18 protein-coding genes and 3 tRNA genes are annotated in these 20,103 nt (G+C 38.5%); 16 read left to right on the top strand and 5 right to left on the bottom strand.

Going from position 1 to position 20,103, the window contains the following annotated elements:
- Positions 1 to 161 precede the first annotated feature (161 nt).
- From adhE to ACSKY2_RS06085, 9 genes are all read left to right on the top strand, one after another.
- Positions 162 to 2,855, top strand: a complete 2,694-nt coding sequence (gene adhE / locus ACSKY2_RS06125) for a bifunctional acetaldehyde-CoA/alcohol dehydrogenase (RefSeq protein ID WP_489877119.1) — start codon at positions 162 to 164, stop codon at positions 2,853 to 2,855.
- 106 nt (positions 2,856 to 2,961) lie between these two features.
- Positions 2,962 to 3,792: an exodeoxyribonuclease III gene (locus ACSKY2_RS06120; protein ID WP_489877118.1), complete on the top strand. Its 831-nt coding sequence runs from the start codon at positions 2,962 to 2,964 to the stop codon at positions 3,790 to 3,792.
- Positions 3,793 to 4,126: 334 nt separating this feature from the next.
- Positions 4,127 to 4,855: a 5-oxoprolinase subunit PxpB gene (gene pxpB / locus ACSKY2_RS06115; RefSeq protein ID WP_489877117.1), complete on the top strand. Its 729-nt coding sequence runs from the start codon at positions 4,127 to 4,129 to the stop codon at positions 4,853 to 4,855.
- Positions 4,855 to 5,859, top strand: a complete 1,005-nt coding sequence (locus ACSKY2_RS06110) for a 5-oxoprolinase subunit C family protein (RefSeq protein WP_489877116.1) — start codon at positions 4,855 to 4,857, stop codon at positions 5,857 to 5,859. The genes pxpB and ACSKY2_RS06110 overlap by 1 nt, the downstream gene beginning before the upstream one ends.
- 12 nt (positions 5,860 to 5,871) lie before the next feature.
- The gene (locus tag ACSKY2_RS06105; RefSeq protein ID WP_489840639.1) at positions 5,872 to 6,279 is read left to right on the top strand and encodes an acetyl-CoA carboxylase biotin carboxyl carrier protein; all 408 of its coding nucleotides are present in this window, start codon (positions 5,872 to 5,874) and stop codon (positions 6,277 to 6,279) included.
- Between the two features lie 16 nt (positions 6,280 to 6,295).
- Positions 6,296 to 7,624 (top strand): acetyl-CoA carboxylase biotin carboxylase subunit, encoded by a 1,329-nt coding sequence (locus tag ACSKY2_RS06100; protein WP_489877115.1) that lies wholly within the window; start codon positions 6,296 to 6,298, stop codon positions 7,622 to 7,624.
- A complete protein-coding gene (locus ACSKY2_RS06095; RefSeq protein WP_489877114.1) occupies positions 7,617 to 8,405 on the top strand; it encodes a putative hydro-lyase in 789 nt (262 codons plus the stop codon). Before ACSKY2_RS06100 ends, ACSKY2_RS06095 begins: the two co-directional genes overlap by 8 nt.
- 13 nt (positions 8,406 to 8,418) lie before the next feature.
- Positions 8,419 to 9,168 (top strand): LamB/YcsF family protein, encoded by a 750-nt coding sequence (locus tag ACSKY2_RS06090; RefSeq protein ID WP_489877113.1) that lies wholly within the window; start codon positions 8,419 to 8,421, stop codon positions 9,166 to 9,168.
- A 33-nt stretch (positions 9,169 to 9,201) separates the two neighbouring features.
- Positions 9,202 to 10,410 carry an NRAMP family divalent metal transporter gene (locus tag ACSKY2_RS06085; protein ID WP_489877112.1) on the top strand — a complete coding sequence of 403 codons (1,209 nt, stop codon included), beginning with the start codon at positions 9,202 to 9,204 and terminating at the stop codon, positions 10,408 to 10,410.
- 195 nt (positions 10,411 to 10,605) lie between these two features.
- Here the strand turns inward: ACSKY2_RS06085 and ACSKY2_RS06080 are convergent, their stop codons facing one another.
- The 4 genes from ACSKY2_RS06080 to ACSKY2_RS06065 all read right to left on the bottom strand — a co-directional run bounded on the left by ACSKY2_RS06080 (position 10,606) and on the right by ACSKY2_RS06065 (position 11,927).
- Positions 10,606 to 11,415: a Cof-type HAD-IIB family hydrolase gene (locus ACSKY2_RS06080; RefSeq protein WP_489877111.1), complete on the bottom strand. Its 810-nt coding sequence runs from the start codon at positions 11,413 to 11,415 to the stop codon at positions 10,606 to 10,608.
- 232 nt (positions 11,416 to 11,647) lie between these two features.
- Positions 11,648 to 11,719: transfer RNA gene (locus ACSKY2_RS06075), tRNA-Glu, on the bottom strand.
- 32 nt (positions 11,720 to 11,751) lie between these two features.
- Positions 11,752 to 11,823: transfer RNA gene (locus ACSKY2_RS06070), tRNA-Glu, on the bottom strand.
- A gap of 32 nt (positions 11,824 to 11,855) precedes the next feature.
- Positions 11,856 to 11,927, bottom strand: a tRNA-Glu gene (locus tag ACSKY2_RS06065).
- A gap of 221 nt (positions 11,928 to 12,148) precedes the next feature.
- Between ACSKY2_RS06065 and ACSKY2_RS06060 the strand changes: the two genes are divergently transcribed.
- Entirely contained in the window at positions 12,149 to 12,820 is a 672-nt protein-coding gene (locus tag ACSKY2_RS06060; RefSeq protein ID WP_489877110.1) for a histidine phosphatase family protein, read from the top strand.
- Positions 12,821 to 12,827: 7 nt separating this feature from the next.
- Positions 12,828 to 14,114, top strand: coding sequence for a GTPase HflX (gene hflX, locus ACSKY2_RS06055; RefSeq protein ID WP_489878234.1), 1,287 nt, complete (start codon positions 12,828 to 12,830; stop codon positions 14,112 to 14,114).
- 96 nt (positions 14,115 to 14,210) lie between these two features.
- Here hflX and ACSKY2_RS06050 read toward each other — a convergent pair whose 3' ends face one another.
- Complete coding sequence (locus ACSKY2_RS06050) at positions 14,211 to 14,900, bottom strand: GntR family transcriptional regulator (RefSeq protein ID WP_489877109.1); 690 nt, start codon at positions 14,898 to 14,900, stop codon at positions 14,211 to 14,213.
- A 176-nt stretch (positions 14,901 to 15,076) separates the two neighbouring features.
- Between ACSKY2_RS06050 and ACSKY2_RS06045 the strand changes: the two genes are divergently transcribed.
- From ACSKY2_RS06045 to celB, 5 genes are all read left to right on the top strand, one after another.
- Positions 15,077 to 16,534, top strand: a complete 1,458-nt coding sequence (locus tag ACSKY2_RS06045) for a 6-phospho-beta-glucosidase (RefSeq protein ID WP_489877108.1) — start codon at positions 15,077 to 15,079, stop codon at positions 16,532 to 16,534.
- Positions 16,535 to 16,561: 27 nt separating this feature from the next.
- Entirely contained in the window at positions 16,562 to 16,885 is a 324-nt protein-coding gene (locus tag ACSKY2_RS06040) for a PTS sugar transporter subunit IIB (RefSeq protein ID WP_489877107.1), read from the top strand.
- An 80-nt stretch (positions 16,886 to 16,965) separates the two neighbouring features.
- Positions 16,966 to 17,289, top strand: a complete 324-nt coding sequence (locus tag ACSKY2_RS06035; protein ID WP_489840649.1) for a PTS lactose/cellobiose transporter subunit IIA — start codon at positions 16,966 to 16,968, stop codon at positions 17,287 to 17,289.
- Position 17,290: 1 nt separating this feature from the next.
- Positions 17,291 to 18,742: a 6-phospho-beta-glucosidase gene (locus ACSKY2_RS06030; protein WP_489877106.1), complete on the top strand. Its 1,452-nt coding sequence runs from the start codon at positions 17,291 to 17,293 to the stop codon at positions 18,740 to 18,742.
- Positions 18,743 to 18,772: 30 nt separating this feature from the next.
- The gene (celB, locus tag ACSKY2_RS06025) at positions 18,773 to 20,056 is read left to right on the top strand and encodes a PTS cellobiose transporter subunit IIC (protein WP_489877105.1); all 1,284 of its coding nucleotides are present in this window, start codon (positions 18,773 to 18,775) and stop codon (positions 20,054 to 20,056) included.
- Positions 20,057 to 20,103 lie beyond the last annotated feature (47 nt).

The following is a 20,103-nucleotide window of genomic DNA, read 5'->3' as shown; positions in this document are numbered from 1 at the left end:
AAATTTTAATTTTAATAATTACTGATTATAATGAAAAAAACAATGAAAGCTTGATTAATTGCGATTTAAAGTGTTGACACAGGTTGTGCATTTGCTATAATTAACATTGTTAAAAGATGAGCAAAGTTAATTTGTTTTAAACCATTTGAGAGGTAAATACAATGACTACTACGATGAAAAAGAAAAAAGTACTGACACCTGAAGAAAAAGCAGCACACTATGCAGCTGCAGAAGAAATGACTAATAAATTAGTTGATCAGGCAGCTGTTGCTTTACAAGAATTTGAAACTTACACGCAAGAGCAAGTTGATAAAATTGTCGCAGCCATGGCATTGGCAGGTTCTGAAAATGCTTTACTTCTTGCTCATGAAGCATATGAGGAAACTGGACGCGGTGTTATCGAAGATAAAGATACGAAAAACCGATTTGCTTCTGAATCTGTATATAACGCAATCAAGAATGATAAAACAGTGGGTGTGATTTCTGAAGATAAAATCAGGGGTAAGGTTGAATTAGCTGCACCACTTGGTATTCTAGCTGGAATCGTACCAACGACCAACCCAACATCAACAACGATTTTCAAATCAATGTTGACGGCTAAAACACGTAACGTGATTGTTTTCGCGTTCCATCCGCAAGCACAAAAATCTTCTGCTCATGCAGCTAAGATTGTCTACGAAGCAGCGTTAGCAGCAGGTGCACCAAAACATTTTGTGCAGTGGATCGAAACACCATCAATTGATGCGACGAATGCTTTAATTAAAAATCCAAATATTGCTTCGATTTTAGCAACAGGTGGTCCATCAATGGTCAATGCAGCATTGCATTCTGGTAATCCATCAATGGGAGTTGGTGCTGGAAATGGTGCTGTATATGTTGACAAAACGGCCAATGTTGATCGAGCCGTTTCTGATTTGTTATTATCAAAGCGTTTCGATAATGGGATGATTTGTGCATCAGAAAATTCAGTTGTTATCGATGCTAGCATCTATGATGAGATGTTACGCAAGCTTCAAGAGCAGGGCGCTTATTTAACACCTAAGAAAGACTATAAAAAAATTTCTGATTTTGTTTTTAAACCAACGGCAGATGGTTATGGTGTGACGGGTCCAGTTGCTGGACGTTCTGGTCGTTGGATTGCTGAACAAGCTGGATTAAAGTTACCAGTCGATAAGGATGTTTTGTTATTTGAGCTTGACAAGCGGCATATCGGGGAACCGTTGTCATCAGAAAAATTAAGTCCATTATTATCGATTTATAAAGCACAAGATCGTAATGAAGCTGTTGAAATTGTACGCGCATTGTTGAACTATCAGGGGGCTGGTCATAATGCTGCCATTCAAATTGGGGCACAAGACGATCCTTTTGTTAAAGAATATGCAGACAGAGTCGAAGCATCTCGTATTTTGGTTAACCAACCTGATTCAATTGGTGGGGTTGGGGATATTTATACAGACGCTTTGCGACCATCACTAACGCTTGGAACTGGTACTTGGGGGAAGAATTCATTGTCGCATAATTTATCAACTTATGATTTGTTAAATATTAAGACCGTTGCTCGTCGTCGTAATCGCCCACAGTGGGTTCGTCTACCAAAAGATATTTATTACGAAGCAAATGCAGTGACTTATTTACAAGAATTACCAGATGTTGACCGTGCCTTTATTGTTGCCGATCCCGGTATGGTGAAATTTGGTTTTGTTGACCGAATTTTGGATCAATTTTCTTTACGTGAAGATCAAGTCAAAACATCATTCTATGGATCAGTTAGTCCGGATCCAACGATTTCACAAGCCATTGATATTGCTCGCCAAATGGCGGATTTCAAGCCTGATACAGTTGTATTGCTCGGTGGTGGTTCAGCACTAGATGCTGGTAAAATTGCCCGTTTCTTATATGAATACTCAGCAACAAAGCCGGGTATTTTGTATGATGATGAAGGTCTAAAAGAGTTATTCCAACAATTAGCACAAAAGTTTATGGACATTCGTAAGCGTATCGTGAAGTTTGAGCACCAACGCTTGACGCAAATGGTCGCTATTCCAACGACATCTGGTACAGGTTCTGAAGTGACACCATTTGCCGTCATTACTGATGATGAGACACATGTGAAGTATCCACTAGCTGACTATGAGTTAACACCACAAGTTGCGATTGTTGATCCAGAATTTGTCATGACAGTCCCAAGTCGTACTGTTGCTTATTCAGGAATGGATGCATTATCACATGCGTTAGAATCATATGTTTCAGTCATGTCATCAGAGTTTACACGACCATGGGCATTGCAAGCTATCAAGCTGATTTTTGATTATTTGGAGTCTTCATACCACTATGATGCAAAGCATCCAACTAAGGAAGGTGAATTAGCACGTTCAAAGATGCACTATGCTTCAACCTTAGCTGGTATGTCATTTGGAAATGCCTTCTTGGGATTGAATCATGCGATTGCCCACAAGACAGGTGGTGCGTTTGGTTTGCCACACGGCTTGGCAATTTCAATTGCAATGACACATGTGATTAAATTTAATGGTGTGACTGGTAATGTTAAGCGGACACCATTCCCACGTTATGAAACATACACGGCACAAAAAGATTACGCCGATATTGCCCGTCATATTGGGTTGACAGGAAAGAATGATGCCGAATTAGTGTCTGCCTTAATTCGTAAGATTAAGGACTTGGCTGCGAAGTTAGACATGAATTTGACATTGTCTGGTAATGGCGTTAAGCGTGAAGATTTTGATCGTGAGCTGTCAGGATTAATGGATCTGGTTTACAATGATCAAACAACACCAGGTAATCCTCGCCAACCACGACTAAGTGAAATTGAACAACTGTTGAAAGATCAATTTTAATCATTCGTGATAATTAATCCCCGGCTGATCGACGTAGTAGTCAGCCAGGGATTATTTTTTGTTATAATAATAGGGAATAGAATGATTAAAGAGGGACGGTGGCAAAATGAAGTTTATATCATGGAATATTGATAGTATCAATGCAGCTGTTGAACACAAGTCACCACGTGGTGAAATGACGTGGGAAGTATTACAAAATTTGGCCGCAGAACAGCCAGATGTGTTAGCAATTCAAGAAACAAAATTAAAAGTAACGGGACTCACAGCGAAGCAAGAACGCGCATTAGATGAATTATTTCCCAATTATTACCGTTATTTACGTGTTAGCACGGGGCGTTCAGGTTATTCTGGTACAATGATGTTAACTCGGCATGAGCCACTTCGAGTAGAAATGCCTGAAATTGGTGCACCAGGTGATATGGATATTGAAGGTCGAGTGATCACGCTTGAATTTGCTAATACCTATGTTTCAACAGTTTATACACCAAACTCTGGTAGTGGTTTAGCACGTTTAGATGATCGTCAGTTATGGGATGATGCTTACCGAGCATATATACAACAATTAGATGCGCAAAAACCGGTTATTTTTTCGGGTGATTTCAATGTGGCGCATCAAGAAATTGATTTGAAGAATCCCAAGTCAAATCACAAAAAAGCGGGTTTCACAGATGAAGAACGTGAACATTTTAGTCAGTTATTGAATGCTGGTTTTACGGATACATTTCGTTATTTACACCCAGATCAAACAGGTGTATATACTTGGTGGGCGCAAATCTCAAAAACATCAAAAATCAACAATTCTGGTTGGCGAATTGATTATTATTTAACTTCTAATCGTTTAGCTGATCAATTAGCTGAGATGTCAGTGATCGATACAGGTGCCCGTCAAGATCATGCGCCAATTATGTTAACAATGACGGATAATTTTACAATTTAAAGTACAAGAAAGAGGTTGGACCATGTGGGTCTTAATCTCTTTTTTTTTTGTTATTAATTAAATAGATAATCATATGATTTATAAAATAAAATCGTCATCAAGCAAGACGTTATTTTAATTATTTTTTAATTATTCATATTATATAAATTAAATCATTGGTATCAGATATTTTTAATACCGAATGGAATAAAGACTTTACAATATTAATAAAACGGTTAATAATTAACGAATATAAAAATTATTGTTCGCTAAATTCAGAAGTAAATCGCATTGCAATAAATTTGTGATAGAATTTATTCTAACTAATTTTTAATTTAGAAAGAGGTAATTAAGAATGAATGAGTTTTCGATTTTCCCAGCAGGAGACTCGGCTATCAACGTGACATTTGCTAACGTTGTTGATCCACAAATCAATCAATTTATTCGCATGCTACAAAAAAAATTAGCAATTCAGAATATTAATGGTCTAACAGCATTGGTGCCAGCATTTCGCACTTTGACCATTTTTTATGATCCAGAAATATTGTCTTTTGATGAATTAACGAAGATGGTTCAAGTTAGTGCTAGTCAAGCGCAACAAATTGATCAGCAAGAAAAAAGAGTTGTTCATATTCCAGTATGTTATGAAGCATCATTTAGTCCAGACATGGCACATGTTGCGGAACATAGTGGTTTGTCGATACAAGAAATTATTGACCGACACACGCAGCCAAATTATTTGATCTACATGTTAGGCTTTTTACCAGGGTTTGTGTATTTGGGTGGTATGGATAAGGCGTTGGCAACGCCCAGATTAGCAACGCCTCGACTAGCTATTGATCCTGGTGCTGTTGGTATTGCTGGTGAACAGACAGGTGTTTATCCAATGAAATCGCCAGGTGGTTGGCAAATTATTGGACAGACACCACTGAAATTGTTTCGACCTGAAAATGATAATCCTTTTTATTATCAGGCGGGTGATTATGTTCATTTTGACCCAATTACAGTTGCAGAGTTCAACCAAATTCATCTTCTTGATGAGGAGGGACAATACCAAATTAAAGTAGAAGAAGGGATGGCGTAATGGGAATTCGAGTTATCGACGGCGGCTTGTTAACGACGATACAGGATTTTGGTAGAATGACTGGCTTGGCAACCGGGTTTTCACCATCTGGCGTGATGGATACGGATGCAGCATCGTTAGCGAATATTTTAGTGAATAATGATTATCAGACACCTTTGATAGAATATAGTGTTTTAGGACCATCGATCACGTTTACAACGGCGACCGTGATCGCATTATCTGGGGCAAACATCAGCGGGAAAATCAATAATCAACAGATAGCAATGAATCAAGCCGTTGATGTGAAAAAAGGTGACACTTTGGTCATTGGGCCAACAATCAAAGGACGCTATGGTTATTTAGCGATTGCAGGTGGCATCAAAGTACCGAAAGTGATGCAGAGCTATGCAACCAGTTTGAAATATGGCATTGGTGGTTTTAAAGGTCGCTCATTACAGCAGGGTGACTATATTAAGACGGTAGAACCAGCGCCTGCCGTTTCAAATCTAAATCAACGGCATGTAATGTTTTCAAACATTTCTGATGAATCTGAGGTAACAATCAGAGTAACCAAGGGACCAGAATACGACCAGTTTGATCAAGATATTCGGACACAATTCTTTAGTCAATCATATGAAGTTAGCAAAAATTCTGATCGAATGGGCATGCGGTTAATTGGCGAGCCATTGGATACGAATCAATTACCAGAAATGTTATCAGAAGCGACTGTTTTAGGTGGTATTCAGGTTCCTAAAAGTGGTGAGCCAATTATCTTATTATCGGATCGACAAACAACAGGGGGTTACCCGGTGATGGCAGTTATTTCAAGTGTTGACTTAAGTAAAACCGTTCAGTTAAAGCCTGGACAAAAATTGAGGTTTGAACTCATTGACTTAGCACTCAGCCAACGGTTATTACATGAAAAAAACACCAAAATAAAAGCAATTAAGACGAAGTTTATGGCGATGACAAATCATCCTGAACGTAAAATGGCGCAGCGCTTAAGTCATATTTTTGAAAAATAGGGGGATTAACAAATGGACTTAGAAGAAATGAAATCAATTATGGCGCTGATGAAAGAGAATCAAATCACAACATTTGATTACACTCAGGGAGATGTTCACTTTCATTTGAAACGCCAGTTGAATGGCACAAAATCAATGGCACTGCAATCAGAACCAAGTGATATTGTCAGTGATGATCTGCAAACTGCCCAAACAATCAATGCCCAAATGGTGGGGATTTTCTATACTGCACCTGGCCCTGATGAACCACCTTTTGTAAAGGTTGGTGATGACATTGAAGCAGGCCAAACAATTGGTGTGATTGAAGCAATGAAAATGGTTCACGATGTTAAAGCTGATCGTTCAGGTAAAATTATTAAAATTTTAGCAGCCAATGAAGAAGATGTTGAGTTCAATCAACCATTATTTGAAATTGAATAGATAGGAAAGTGGTTAAATGCAAAAAGTATTAATTGCAAATCGTGGTGAAATTGCTGTTCGCATTATTAGGGCATGTCACGAACAAAATTTGCAAACAGTAGCGGTCTATTCAACCGTTGATGCAAATGCGATGCATGTTAAAATGGCTGATCAGTCTGTCTGTATTGGTCCAGCTAATCCACAGGCGAGTTATTTGAATCAAGATAGTATTGTTCAAGCAGCACTGATGACGGGTGCGGACGCTATTCATCCGGGGTATGGTTTTTTATCAGAGAATGCAGAGTTTGCTCAACTTTGTGAAGAACAGGGATTAACGTTTATTGGACCACATGCTGAAACAATTCGTTTACTTGGTGATAAAGCGCAAGCGCGTGAGGTAATGCAAGATGCTGATGTACCAGTCATTCCCGGAAGTCGTGAAGGATTCACAGAACTAGATATGGCTGTTACACAAGCTAATGATATCGGTTACCCAGTGATGTTGAAAGCAGCAGCTGGTGGTGGTGGCAAAGGGATGCGTATGATCCACGATGAGAATCAATTATTGCATGAATTTCCACTAGCAAAAGGTGAAGCACAACAAGCCTTTGATAATCCAGAAATGTATCTTGAAAAATTCATTGTGCGTCCGCGACATATTGAAGTACAAATTTTGGCAGATGCTTATGGGAATACCATTTCACTTGGTGAACGCGATTGCTCACTGCAACAGTATCATCAAAAGGTCATGGAGGAAGCACCTAGTGCAATTGATCAGCAAACGCGTCATGACATGTTAGCGACAGCTCGTCGGGCGGCTAAAGCATTGAATTTTTTGGGTGCTGGGACAATTGAGTTTTTATATGCTGGTCCGGGTCAATTTTACTTCATGGAAATGAACACAAGAATTCAAGTAGAACATCCAATTACAGAAATAATTACAGCCACTGATTTAGTGGTTGCACAACTAAATATTGCTGCTGGTAAAAAATTGACCATGACACAGGCAGATGTCACATTAAATGGCTATGCATTAGAGTGTCGGATTACAGCGACAACACCTGGTAAAATTGAGGGATTACATTTGCCAGGTGGCAACAATGTTAGAGTTGACACCGCCTTATATAACGGTAGTCAAGTACCGGCAAATTACGATGCATTACTTGCAAAAATTATTACATATGGTGCAACTCGCGATATTGCAGTAAAAAAGATGCAAGTTGCGATTGAAGAAACAGTTATTATGGGTGTCGGGACGAATCTTGATTTCTTATATCAACTGTTAAATAATACCGACTTTTTGGCGAATAACTTTGACATTGAATTTATTGAACGTTTGACGAATGGAGAAAATGATGATGGCTAATCAATTAACACCAACAGAACTGCGACGCCAAGCTCGGTCAGGCGTCTTTACTGGTCAGACAAGTGGCCTTTGCCTTGGTTATACACAGGCGAATTTAGTTATTTTGCCTAAGGCACAAGCATATGACTTTCTTTTGTTTGCTCAGCGTAACCCAAAGCCATGTCCCATATTAGAGGTAGCTGATATGGGGTCACGCAAATTACAAACGTTTGCGAAAGATGTGGATCTTGCAAAAGATTTTCCAAAGTATCGAGTATATGAAAACGGTCAATTGGTGAGTGAACCAACTGACGTTGCCGATTTGTGGCGTGAGGATCTGGTGTCATTTCTAATTGGCTGCAGTTTTTCATTTGAAGCAGCATTAATTGCTGCCGGTATTGAAATGCGCCATATTACGATGCAGCGCAACGTACCAATGTATCGTACCAATATTGAAGCCAAAGCGGCGGGTCAATTTCATGGCAATTATGTTGTCAGCATGCGACCAATACCAGAATCCCAAGTCGTTAAAGCTGTTACCATTACTGAAAGGTTACCACAAGTCCATGGCACGCCTTTACAAATTGGGCATCCTGAAACCATTGGTATTACCGATTTAAATCAGCCAGACTTTGGTGATGCAGTCGATATTTATCCGGGCGAGGTACCTGTATTTTGGGCCTGTGGGGTCACACCACAACAGGTTGTTATGCAAAGTAAGCCTGAATTTGTGATAACACATGCACCAGGACATATGTTGGTGACGGATATAAAGGATAATCAATTAGCTGATATTTTATAGGAGAGAATAGCGTATGGTACAGGTTGATTTAAATTGTGATTTAGGTGAAAGTTTTGGGCGTTATAAGTTAGGCTTAGATGAAGAAATGTTGCCATATATTACATCGGCAAATATTGCTTGTGGTTTTCACGCTGGTGATCCGGAAGTGATGGCACGTACTGTTAATTTGGCTCGTGAAAATAACGTTGCAATTGGTGCACATCCGGGATTACGTGATCTGCAAGGATTTGGCCGTCGCCAGATGAAAATTGATCCACAAACCGCTAAAGCAGAAATGCGTTATCAAGTAGGTGCATTACAGGCTTTTAGTGCAGACCATAAATTGCATCACGTTAAGCCGCATGGGGCTTTATATAATATGGCGGCCAAAGATTATGATCTCGCGCGTGCGATTTGTGAGGGAATTTATGCAGTAGATCCTGATTTAATTTTAGTTGGTTTAGCCAATAGCGAATTAATTCATGCTGCGCAAGATATTGGCTTACCGTTTGCACAGGAAGTATTTGCTGATAGAAATTATGAGCCAGATGGTAGCTTAATGTCGCGTAGTTTACCTGATGCAGTGATCACTGATGAAGATGTTGCTGTTTCTCGGGTGATACAAATGATTAAAACGCAGTCTGTTCAGGCACATGATGGGACAACGATTGAAATCGTACCTGACACGATTTGTGTTCATGGAGATGGCGTTAAGGCAGTAGCATTTGTTAAGAAAATTCATCAAGCACTTATAGATGAGGAAATTGCAGTCAAAGCCATTTAAAATAAAAAAATTGTTTAAAGGAAGATAGCTGTTATGAAAGAAAAAGAGCCACAAATTAAAAAAAGATCACCGTTAAATGTTGCAATGGGTGCTGCCTTCATGATGGCCATGGCAGCTGTTGGTCCAGGTTTCTTAACACAAACCGCAACATTTACAGGAAAAATGGGCGCTAATTTTGGTTTTGCCATTCTGATTTGTATTATTGTTGATATCGTTGTGCAATTAAACATTTGGCGTATTATTATTGTTTCTGGTAAGCATGCACAAGTATTGGTAAATGAAATCGTACCTGGTTTAGGTTACGTGTTAACCGCCTTAATTGTTTTTGGTGGTTTTGCCTTCAATATTGGTAATATTGGTGGTGCTGGGTTGGGGCTTAACGTCTTGTTTGGTATATCGCCTGAAAATGGTGCTTTGATTGCCGCAGCATGTGCCATTGTGTTATTTCTCGCTCGTAACGCGATGCTAGTGGTTGATCGAACAGTCCAAATTTTGGCGGTCATCAAGGTTTGTATTTTAATTTATATATTGGCAGTGGTAACTGTGCCATATCAAAGTGCAATCGTTCATACTTTTGCGCCGACCTCTGTTGATTTTTATTCGATTGTGACAATCGTTGGTGGTACTGTTGGTGGTTATATCTCTTTTTCAGGTGGTCATAAACTGCTTGAAGGAGGCGTTAAGGGTATTGACAACATTAAATATGTCAATGAAGGTGCACTGACAGGAATTGGTGTTGCCTCAGTAATTCGTGTTATGTTGTTCTTAGCCGGCTTAGCAATTGTCATTACTGGTGTGAAATTGGATCCTGCTAATCCAGCCGCAACGATTTTTAAGGTAGCCGCAGGTAATTTTGGCTATAAATTCTTTGGATTACTATTATTGGCAGCAGGAATGACTTCCGTTTTGGGATCAACTTTTACGTCGATTTCTTTTTTGGATTATAACAAGAATCAAATGGGTCGTAAAAATTGGCGTTCTTGGTTAATTGTTTTGTTTATTGTTGCTTCAACGGCTGTTTTCTACATCGTTGGTAACCCAGCCAAAGTGTTAGTGATTGCAGGAGCTTTGAATGGCTTAATTTTGCCAATTGCTTTAGCCATTTTGTTAATTGCTGCAACTCGTAAAAAGATCATGGGAGCAGAGTATCATCATCCACGTTGGTTATTGTATACTGGTTGGATTGTTGTAGTATTCATGGCGTACGCTGGTATTAAAGCGTTGATGAATATCAGCCTCTAGTTTACTGTTGTCATATGTTAACAATTGTGTAATGCCATGAATGAACTGAAAATAATGAATCACATAAAGATGGTTAAATATTAGGATTTAAATTCTCTATCCTTTTATAGAATATTTTAAGTTCTTTATTAAAAAAGCTTGCAGTATGCTAATGATTTAGCAGCTTGCAAGCTTTTTGCTATGTCTAAAATGAATTTAAAATACGAACTTATTTAATGCGTTTGCAATGCCATCATGATCATTGGTATCAGTGACAAAAGTTGCATGGCTTTTGGCAATGTCAGAGCCATTGCCCATAGCAATGGCTTGACCAGCAAAATCAAACATCGGTATGTCATTTTGTTCGTCGCCAAATACCATCACTTCATCAGGAGATATCGCTAATTCATTGGCCAATATGTTTAGTGCAGCTCCTTTATTAGCAGCTTTATTCATGACTTCTAGAAAATTACTAGCGGCACGAACAACATAATGAGTATCACCAAAAACTTGTTTAACAGCAGCTTCGGCTTGATTTAATTGTTCAACTTCACCAACAAAAGCAGCTTTGACAATGGTAAAATTATCGTCTAACTCTTCAGGCGTACGAATAAAAATACCAGCATTATTTTCCCACGCTTGAATAACAGCAATGCGATTGACATCTCGATTACTTGTATAAACATCACCAGCTTCGTCTAAAACGTAGTATGGCAATTGATGTTGTTTTGCATAGTTGTCAATTTCTCGATAAGTTTGATTACTTAAAACTAATTTATTAATGATGTTACCAGTCACTGATTCAATGACACTACCATTGTATGTGATGGCGTATTGTTCATCACCATGAACGTTTAATTCTTGCAAAAAAGGTTGGACGCCTGGTAGGGGGCGGCCAGAACATAGCACTATTTTTATGCCAGCGTGCAATGCTTCTTCTAACGCAACTTTGGTGCTAGTAAGGATTTTACCGTCTGAGTTAAGTAATGTGTCATCAATATCTAACGCAATTAATTTTATGGTCATAAAGATTCCCCCAGTTTATAATGTTAGCGTTTTCATAATAAGGGATTTATTGTAAAAAAGCAAATAAAGTACCTAATTAATGAAATATGTCATCACTTGATAATTAATCCGAATAACTTTTGATTTCATATTGATAGGCCATAAAGATTTAATTGGAAAACAAAAAACATGATTACTTAATCATATCAGTAATCATGTTAACATATTATTATTTGATGAAATCCCTAATGTATAGCCCAACAGGGAGTCGAACCCTGGATTCCGCGCTGAGAACGCGACGTCTTAACCACTTGACCATTGGGCCATGATGATAATGGTGACAAAGCCATAAACGAATAGCCCAACAGGGAGTCGAACCCTGGATTCCGCGCTGAGAACGCGACGTCTTAACCACTTGACCATTGGGCCATGATGATAATGGTGACAAAGCCATAAACGAATAGCCCAACAGGGAGTCGAACCCTGGATTCCGCGCTGAGAACGCGACGTCTTAACCACTTGACCATTGGGCCAACACTATCATCGTTGTCTTAACAACAATAATTAACTATACAGGGAAACCGGTTTTCTGTCAATATACTAATTTAAGAAACCTCGTAGGGCAATCAGTTTGCCATTTTGTACATAAAAGTGGACAACATAATGAGGAAAAGAGTACTTAATGATACAATTATAAGTAATTACATCATAACAAAATAACAAAAATCAAATGAACAATACAGAGGAGCCAAGAATGTCATTCAATTTATATCTTGTACGTCATGGACAAACAATTTTTAATCATTATGAACGAATGCAAGGTTGGAGTAATGCGCCATTAACTGATAAGGGCGTTTCCGACGGTTACGCTGCGGGAGATCGTCTAGAAAATATTAGATTTGACGCTGCTTATTCGTCAGATTTGCAGCGAGCGATTCAAACAGCAGAGTTTGTTTTAGCACGTAATAAACAAAGTGGTGACCTACGAGAACCAGAACAATTGCAACAATTACGCGAGCAGTTTTTTGGTTTTTTTGAAGGGTTGCCTAGTGACAAAAGTTCACAATTGGTTGCTGAAAAAAATGGCTTAGGTGAATTAGATAGTTACGGTGATTTAATGGCGCGTCTTAGTCAAGATGATGTCATGGATGCTATGCATACTGCTGATCCAACTGGGGATGCTGAAAATGCGGATATGTTTTGGTCACGTGTTAACAAAGGTTTGGAATTGATTCGACGTAATACACGGGATGGTCAAAATATTTTGGCAGTTTCACATGGCACATTGATTCGTAATTTAGTGGATAAATATGCGTCACATGAATTAGCAGCTGAGAAACCTCAAAATGGGTCGATTACGATTTGGGAAGTATCAGATGATAATTTGAAACTGAAGGTATACAATGACACAACAACAAAATGGTAAAAAAGCAATGATTGAAAATGAGCAACAACCAACACGGCGGGTTATTTTAGCAGGTTTAGATCAGCAAAATGACAATTTTGCATATGAAATGACGGAATTGACTAATTTAGCGGTTGCTAATAATATGATGGTTGTTGGTACTGTCGTTCAAAAGTTAGAAAAACCGAATGCATCTACTTATTTTGGAAAAGGCAAAGTCACTGAATTAAAAGAAGCACTAACTTATTATGAAGCAGATATGGTTGTGACTAATGATGAATTATCACCTTCACAGATTCGTAATTTAGAAGCTGGTACGTCAGCAGATATCATGGATCGGACAGCATTAATATTAGATATTTTTGCTTCACGGGCAAAAACAAAGGTTGCGAAATTACAAGTAGCGATTGCACAATTAAAATATCAATTACCGCGATTACGTACATCAATGAATGTTCGACTGGATCAGCAAACGGGTGGTGGTGGCGGTAGTTTTACTAGTCGTGGTGCTGGTGAAACAAAACTTGAAACGAACCGTCGTCATATTCAGCACCAAATTTCATTAATGCAAGCAGAATTAGCAAATATAGAAGAAGATGACGCAACGAGAAGAGCTCATCGCGCGAAACAAAGTATTCGTCATATTGCCTTAGTAGGCTATACCAATGCGGGTAAGTCAACCATTATGAATGAATTGGTTCGCCGTTTTGGTGATAATCCCGAAAAGACAGTTTTTCAGGCGGATATGTTATTTGCAACATTAGAAACTTCTGTCCGTAAGATGCAATTACCGGACAAAGAAAATTTTTTGCTATCTGATACCGTTGGTTTTGTATCTAAGTTACCACATGGCTTGGTTGCAGCTTTCCGAGCAACTTTAGCAGAAGCAGCAGATGCGGATCTATTAATTCAAGTTGTTGACTATTCAGATCCACATTATCAAGAAATGATGGCAACAACAGCAACAACGCTAAAAGAGATTGGTGTTACGAATATCCCAATGATCACTGTATACAATAAAGCTGATCAAATACAAGATCAGACCTATCCGTCACGGGAAGGTGACACTTTGATCCTATCAGCGCTTGATAAAGCTTCTCAAGATGTTTTGATTGATGTCGTGAAAGAACATATTTTTGCTGACTATGTGACGACCAGACTACACGTGCCTTTTCAAGATGGTCAGATTGTTAACGAATTAAATGAACAAGCAACGGTGCATGCTTTAGATTATGATGAAACTGGGACAGTCCTGACAGTGACACTAACACCAATTCAAGCAGCCCGGTTTGCAAAATATCAAATAGATAATTAAAGCCAGAGTACGATTATTGAAAAAACTAGGCCGCCAATCTACCACGTTACAGTGGTTGGATTGGCGGCCTTTTTACTAAAAAAGTTGTCATAAAATTTATAGATAAAATTTTGCGTTTTCGTGATGATAAACATTTTCTGAATAATCAAAAATTTCACCACTTGTTGAATAAAAAGACTCATGGACGGATAGCCCAAAACTTTTTGCTGGTAAACCTAATTTTTGTGTTTCGATATCAGTTAACTCACGGACATTAAAATATTTATCTGAAAAACCGACAGAAATTTTATAAGCTTGCTTAATATATTTAAAAAGCGATGAGGTCGCCATTTCTGTATTTAAGAAAGGAACCAATGTCGAATTATAATAGGATGTTTCAAAACAAAAGATTTTATCATGACGAAGTTTAACACGTTGAACTTTAAAAACAGGCGTGTCAACTGAACAATGTAATTGTTTCGCGATATCCACGGATGGTAAGATTTCTTGCACAGAAACATCAGCATTTTTAGTTGGTTGTTGTGTGAAATCACTCGTCCAACCATGACTCATATTAAAGTTAATGTAATCATCCTTCGGTAAACTTCGTACGAAGGTCCCACTGCCTTGTACTTGATAAATAAAACCATCACGCTCTAATTCATCTAAGGCTTTTAAAATTGTTGCTTTACTAGCATGATGATGCACGGCTAATTCAGTTAAACTCGGTAACTGATCACCCTGTTGCAAATGATTGTTTTTAATATAAAAAAACAGTTCTTTTGCGATTTGTTGATATTTAAGCATAACCTAACTCCTTTAGATTAATTATATACCAAATGGCACATAATAAAAGTTTACATGAAAGCGGTTGCAAAATTGTACATGTACTGTTATAGTGTACCTATACAGTTTGAGTTAGTCAAAGATTTCGCATTTTACAAAGACTGTAACCAAGAAAGACTTGTATACGGGAGGCAAACATGGGACTCAAGTTAGCTGATAACTTTTTGTGGGGTGGCGCAATTGCTGCTCATCAAGCTGAAGGTGCATGGAATAGAGATGGTAAAGGGGTATCGATTGCTGATATTTTAACGGCGGGTGCAAATAATAAACCCCGTGAAATTACAGATGGTGTGATTGACGGATTAAATTATCCCAATCACCATGGTATTTATTTTTACGATACTTACAAAGAAGATTTAGCTTTAATGGCCGAAATGGGCTTTAAAGCCTTTCGAACATCGATTGCTTGGACACGTATTTTTCCAAATGGGGATGATGATGAACCGAATGAAGCAGGATTAAAATTTTATGATGATTTGTTTGATGAGATGAATCGATTGGGAATTGAACCAGTTGTGACATTAAATCACTTTGAAATGCCATACCATCTTGTGAAAGCATATGGTGGCTGGTCGAACCGACAACTAATTGATTTGTTCGTTAAGTATGCAACAACAGTATTTACACGTTATAAAGACAAAGTGACCTACTGGATGACACATAACGAAATTTCGAATCAAGCCAATTTAACTGATGATGTCATGAGTGAGTTTATGATTTGGACAAATTCAGGTTTACAATTTCCAAAACAGACAACGCCGGAAGAAAAATTAGCTGCAATGGTACAAGCAGCGCACTATGAACTCGTAGCAAGTGCCAAAGCAGTAAAGATTGGTCATCAAATTAATCCCGACTTTATGATTGGGGGAATGTTGAATGTTGCCCCATTATATCCAGCATCACCGAAGCCAGCGGATATGTTGGCAACACAAAAAGCGCGTCAGTTACATGATTGGTTTTCAGATGTTCATATACGTGGGGGGTATCCAGCTGAATTTGAAGCATTTGCAGAACGCACAGGTTATCGACCTGATATCACAACGGCTGATCGAGATGCTTTGTATGAGGGAACGGTTGATTACTTAGCAATCTCTTATTACAACTCAACAGTGATCAAGGCAAAAGACGACCAGGATACTAATTTTGAAGATGTGAAACATTACGAAGTTGTCCCAAATCCAGAAATTCCAGTTTCAGATTGGGGTTGGGGTATTGATCCACAAGGGTTGCGCTATACGTTAAATGAATTGAATGATCAATATCCAGAATTGCCAATCATGATTGTTGAGAATGGTTTTGGTGCTTATGATGAGGTTGTTGATGGTAAGATTCATGATCAATATCGAATTGATTATCTAAAAGCACATATTTCTGAAGTTGAAAAAGCAGTCGTTAATGATGGCATACCAGTTATTGGTTACCTATCATGGGGTCCGATTGATATTGTGTCAGCAGGAACTGGTGAAATGAGTAAACGTTATGGTTACATTTATGTTGATCTTGATGATATGGGTGAAGGCTCAGGAGACCGTCTGCGAAAAGATTCATTTGATTGGTATAAGCATGTGATTGCGTCACATGGTGTTGATTTATAATTTTTAAAAGAAAAAGGGGATAGAAAAATGGCAGATAAGAAAATAATGTTAGCATGTGCAGCAGGGATGTCAACATCATTATTGGTTAGCAAGATGCAGGCAGCCGCAAAAGAAAGTGGCAAGGATTATGAAATTTTTGCCAAGTCAACAGCTGATATTGATAATGAACTAGCTGCTTCAGTGAAACCAGATGTTTTGTTGCTTGGACCACAAGTGAGCTATATGAAGAATGAAGTGAAGTCAAAGACAGATGCTGCAGGAATTCCAATGGATGTTATCAACATGATGGACTATGGCATGATGAAGGGTGATAAGGTTTTGGCAGCAGCTGAAGCATTAATGAATGCATAGTCGATACGAATAATAAGTAAAAGGTGAACGAATGGTTTAATAAGCCAACGCGTTGCCGTTATTAATAGGAGGAATTCATCATGGACGATGAACGTATGACAGTTGTCATGGGCTTAATTATGCACGGTGGCAATGCAAAAGGACAAGCTTTCCAAGCAATTCAGTTAGCAAAAGAAGGTAAGTATGATGAAGCTGATGAAGCGATGGCATTAGCTAACCAAGAACTAAAAGAAGCTCATGATGTTCAAACGGATATGCTAACGAAAGAAGCGCAGGGTGAACATACAGAAATTGATTTGTATATGGTTCATGGTCAAGACCACCTAATGAATGCGATTACTTTCCGTGATATGGCAGTCGAATTGATTGCACTGATGAAACGTGTTGCAGCATTGGAGGGTTAACATGGTCAAAGGATATCAAATGCCAGCAGATTTTTTGTGGGGTTCTGCAGTGGCAGCACACCAATTGGAAGGTGCTTGGGATGTTGATGGTAAGGGTGTTTCAATTGCTGATGTGATGTTAGCAGGTAAAAACGGTGTTCGTCGAGAAGTCACAGATACTGTTTTACCAGATGGTAACTATCCAAATCATCGTGGTATTGATTTTTATCATACTTATCCACAAGATTTTAAAATGATGAAAGAATTGGGTTTGAAAGCGTTTCGAACATCAATTGCTTGGACACGTATTTTCCCTAATGGGGACGAAGAAGAACCTAACGAAGCTGGATTAGCGTTTTATGACAAAATGATTGATGAGATGCATAAAAATGGGATTGAACCCGTGATCACACTCAGTCATTTTGAAATGCCATTACATTTAGTGAATGAATATGGTGGTTTTCGTAATCGTAAAGTGATTGATTTTTTTGTCAAATTTGCAGATACTGTGATACGCCGATATGGTGATCGTGTCAAATACTGGATGACATTTAATGAGATCACGAATCAGACAGAGTGGATGAACCCACATCCGATGTTGCAAAATTCGGGTTTGAAAGACTACCAACCTGAAGAAGCACAAGAGCTGATGTATCAAGCATCACACTATGAATTAGTTGCTTCGGCGTTAGTGACAAAACATGCTCATGAAATCGCGAAAGAGATAAATGCTGATATCCAAGTGGGCTGCATGTTATCAATGAATCCAATTTATCCCGCCTCACCAAAACCAGCTGATATTTTGATGGCACAACGAGCAATGCAAACACGCTATTACTGGGGTGATGTTCATGCTAATGGTGTTTATCCAAATTGGGTAAAGAAGTTCTGGGATCATAAAGGATTCAAGATCGATATAACGGCGGCTGACGAAAAAGTCCTAGCTGAAAATACGGTGGATTACGTGGCCTTTTCTTATTATATGTCATGGACAGTGTCAGATACAGGTGATGAGTGGCTAGAATACAACGAAGATGAAAATCATGGTGATAATCCATTCTTACAAAAGTCGGATTGGGGGTGGCAAATTGATCCAGTCGGTATTCGGTGGGCAATGAATTGGATGTGGGATCGTTGGCATAAGCCGCTATTTATTGTTGAAAATGGGTTTGGTGCTTATGACAAGTTGACTGGTGATAAACAAGTTCACGATGATTATCGCATTGCTTATTTCCAAGGACACATTCAAGCAATGGAACAAGGTGTTGTTTTAGATGGCATTCCATTAATTGGTTATCTACCTTGGTCAGGTATTGATTTGGTTTCTGCTTCAACGGGTGAAATGTTGAAACGTTATGGATTTATTTATGTTGATTTGGATGATATGGGTCAAGGGACTGGTAACCGATATTACAAAGATTCATTCAAATGGTTCCAAAAAGTTATTGCATCCAATGGTGTTGATCTGGATTAGGACGTTTATTTAAAGTGTGAGGTAAGAAATATGGCAAGTAATGTATTAAATGAAAAAATTATTCCATTTTTTCAAAAATTGTCGGGCTCGCGGCATTTAGTTGCTTTGCGTGATGGAATGACTGCAGCCGTACCAATGATTATTATTGGGTCTGTCTTTATGATCATTGCCCAATTTCCAATTCAAGGTTATCAAAACTTTATGGCGCATACTTTTGGATCGAATTGGGCAACGGTTGTGCAATATCCAACCAATGCATCGTTCCATATCATGGGGTTAGTCGCCGTTGCTGGTATATCATATAATTTGGCGAAAAGTTATAAAGTAGATGCTTTTTCAGCAATGATTATTTCAATTGGAGCGTTTATCCTGACGATTCCTTTGAAAGTTGATAAAGCAGGTGCGATGTGGGTACCACTAAAACAATTAGATTCATCAGGATTGTTTATTGCCATTCTAGTTGGACTGTTTATTACCGACTTTTATGTGTGGTTGGTTCATAAGAACTTAACAATTAAAATGCCTGCTAGTGTACCACCAGCTGTCAGCAATTCATTTGCATCACTATTCCCTGGTGCATTAGCTTTGATTGTGATGTGGGTCATCCGAATGGCAGTTGAAGCTTCACCAATGGAGAGTATTCCAAATATTATTACGTTCTTCTTGCAAGAACCATTAAGTCATTTGAATAATTCGTTGCCAGGTGCGATTGTTGTCGAACTAATTATCTGCTTGTTATGGTTCTTTGGTATCCATGGTTCTAACACGGTTAGTGGTGTCATGATGCCAATCTGGTTGGGAGCTATGGCACAAAATGCCAATGCCATGCAAGCGGGTAAGACCTTACCAAATATTGTTACCCAACAATTTTATGATAACTTCATTCACATGGGTGGATCCGGCGCCACGCTTGGTTTAGCCTTTATGATTGCTTTCTTATCAAAGAGTAAAGAATTTAAGACGTTGGGTAAGTTGGTGGTTGGACCTGCTTTGTTCAATGTTAATGAGCCAATTATTTTTGGTATGCCAATTGTGATGAATTATAAGATGATCATTCCATTTGTTTTGGCACCAATGGCAAACGTTATTACAACTTATACAGCAATGAGTACTGGATTAGTGGCAAAAACAATGGGAATCATGGTTCCTTGGACTACGCCACCAATTATTTCGGGTTACTTAGCAACTGGTCATATTTCAGGTGCTGTTATGCAAGTTATTAATATTGTGTTAGATGGTTTGATTTACTATGTCTTCTTCAAGAGTATGGATCGTGATCGTTTGAAGGAAGAAAAAGAAATTGAGGTTGCATAAATTTTGTTTTGTAAAAGCTAGATGGTGTGATAAACACGATCTAGCTT

The sequence above is a fragment of the Weissella sp. ESL1156 genome (assembly GCF_058505625.1).
Note: the sequence above shows the minus strand (reverse complement) of the source record. Positions and strands in the feature narration are given on the sequence as shown.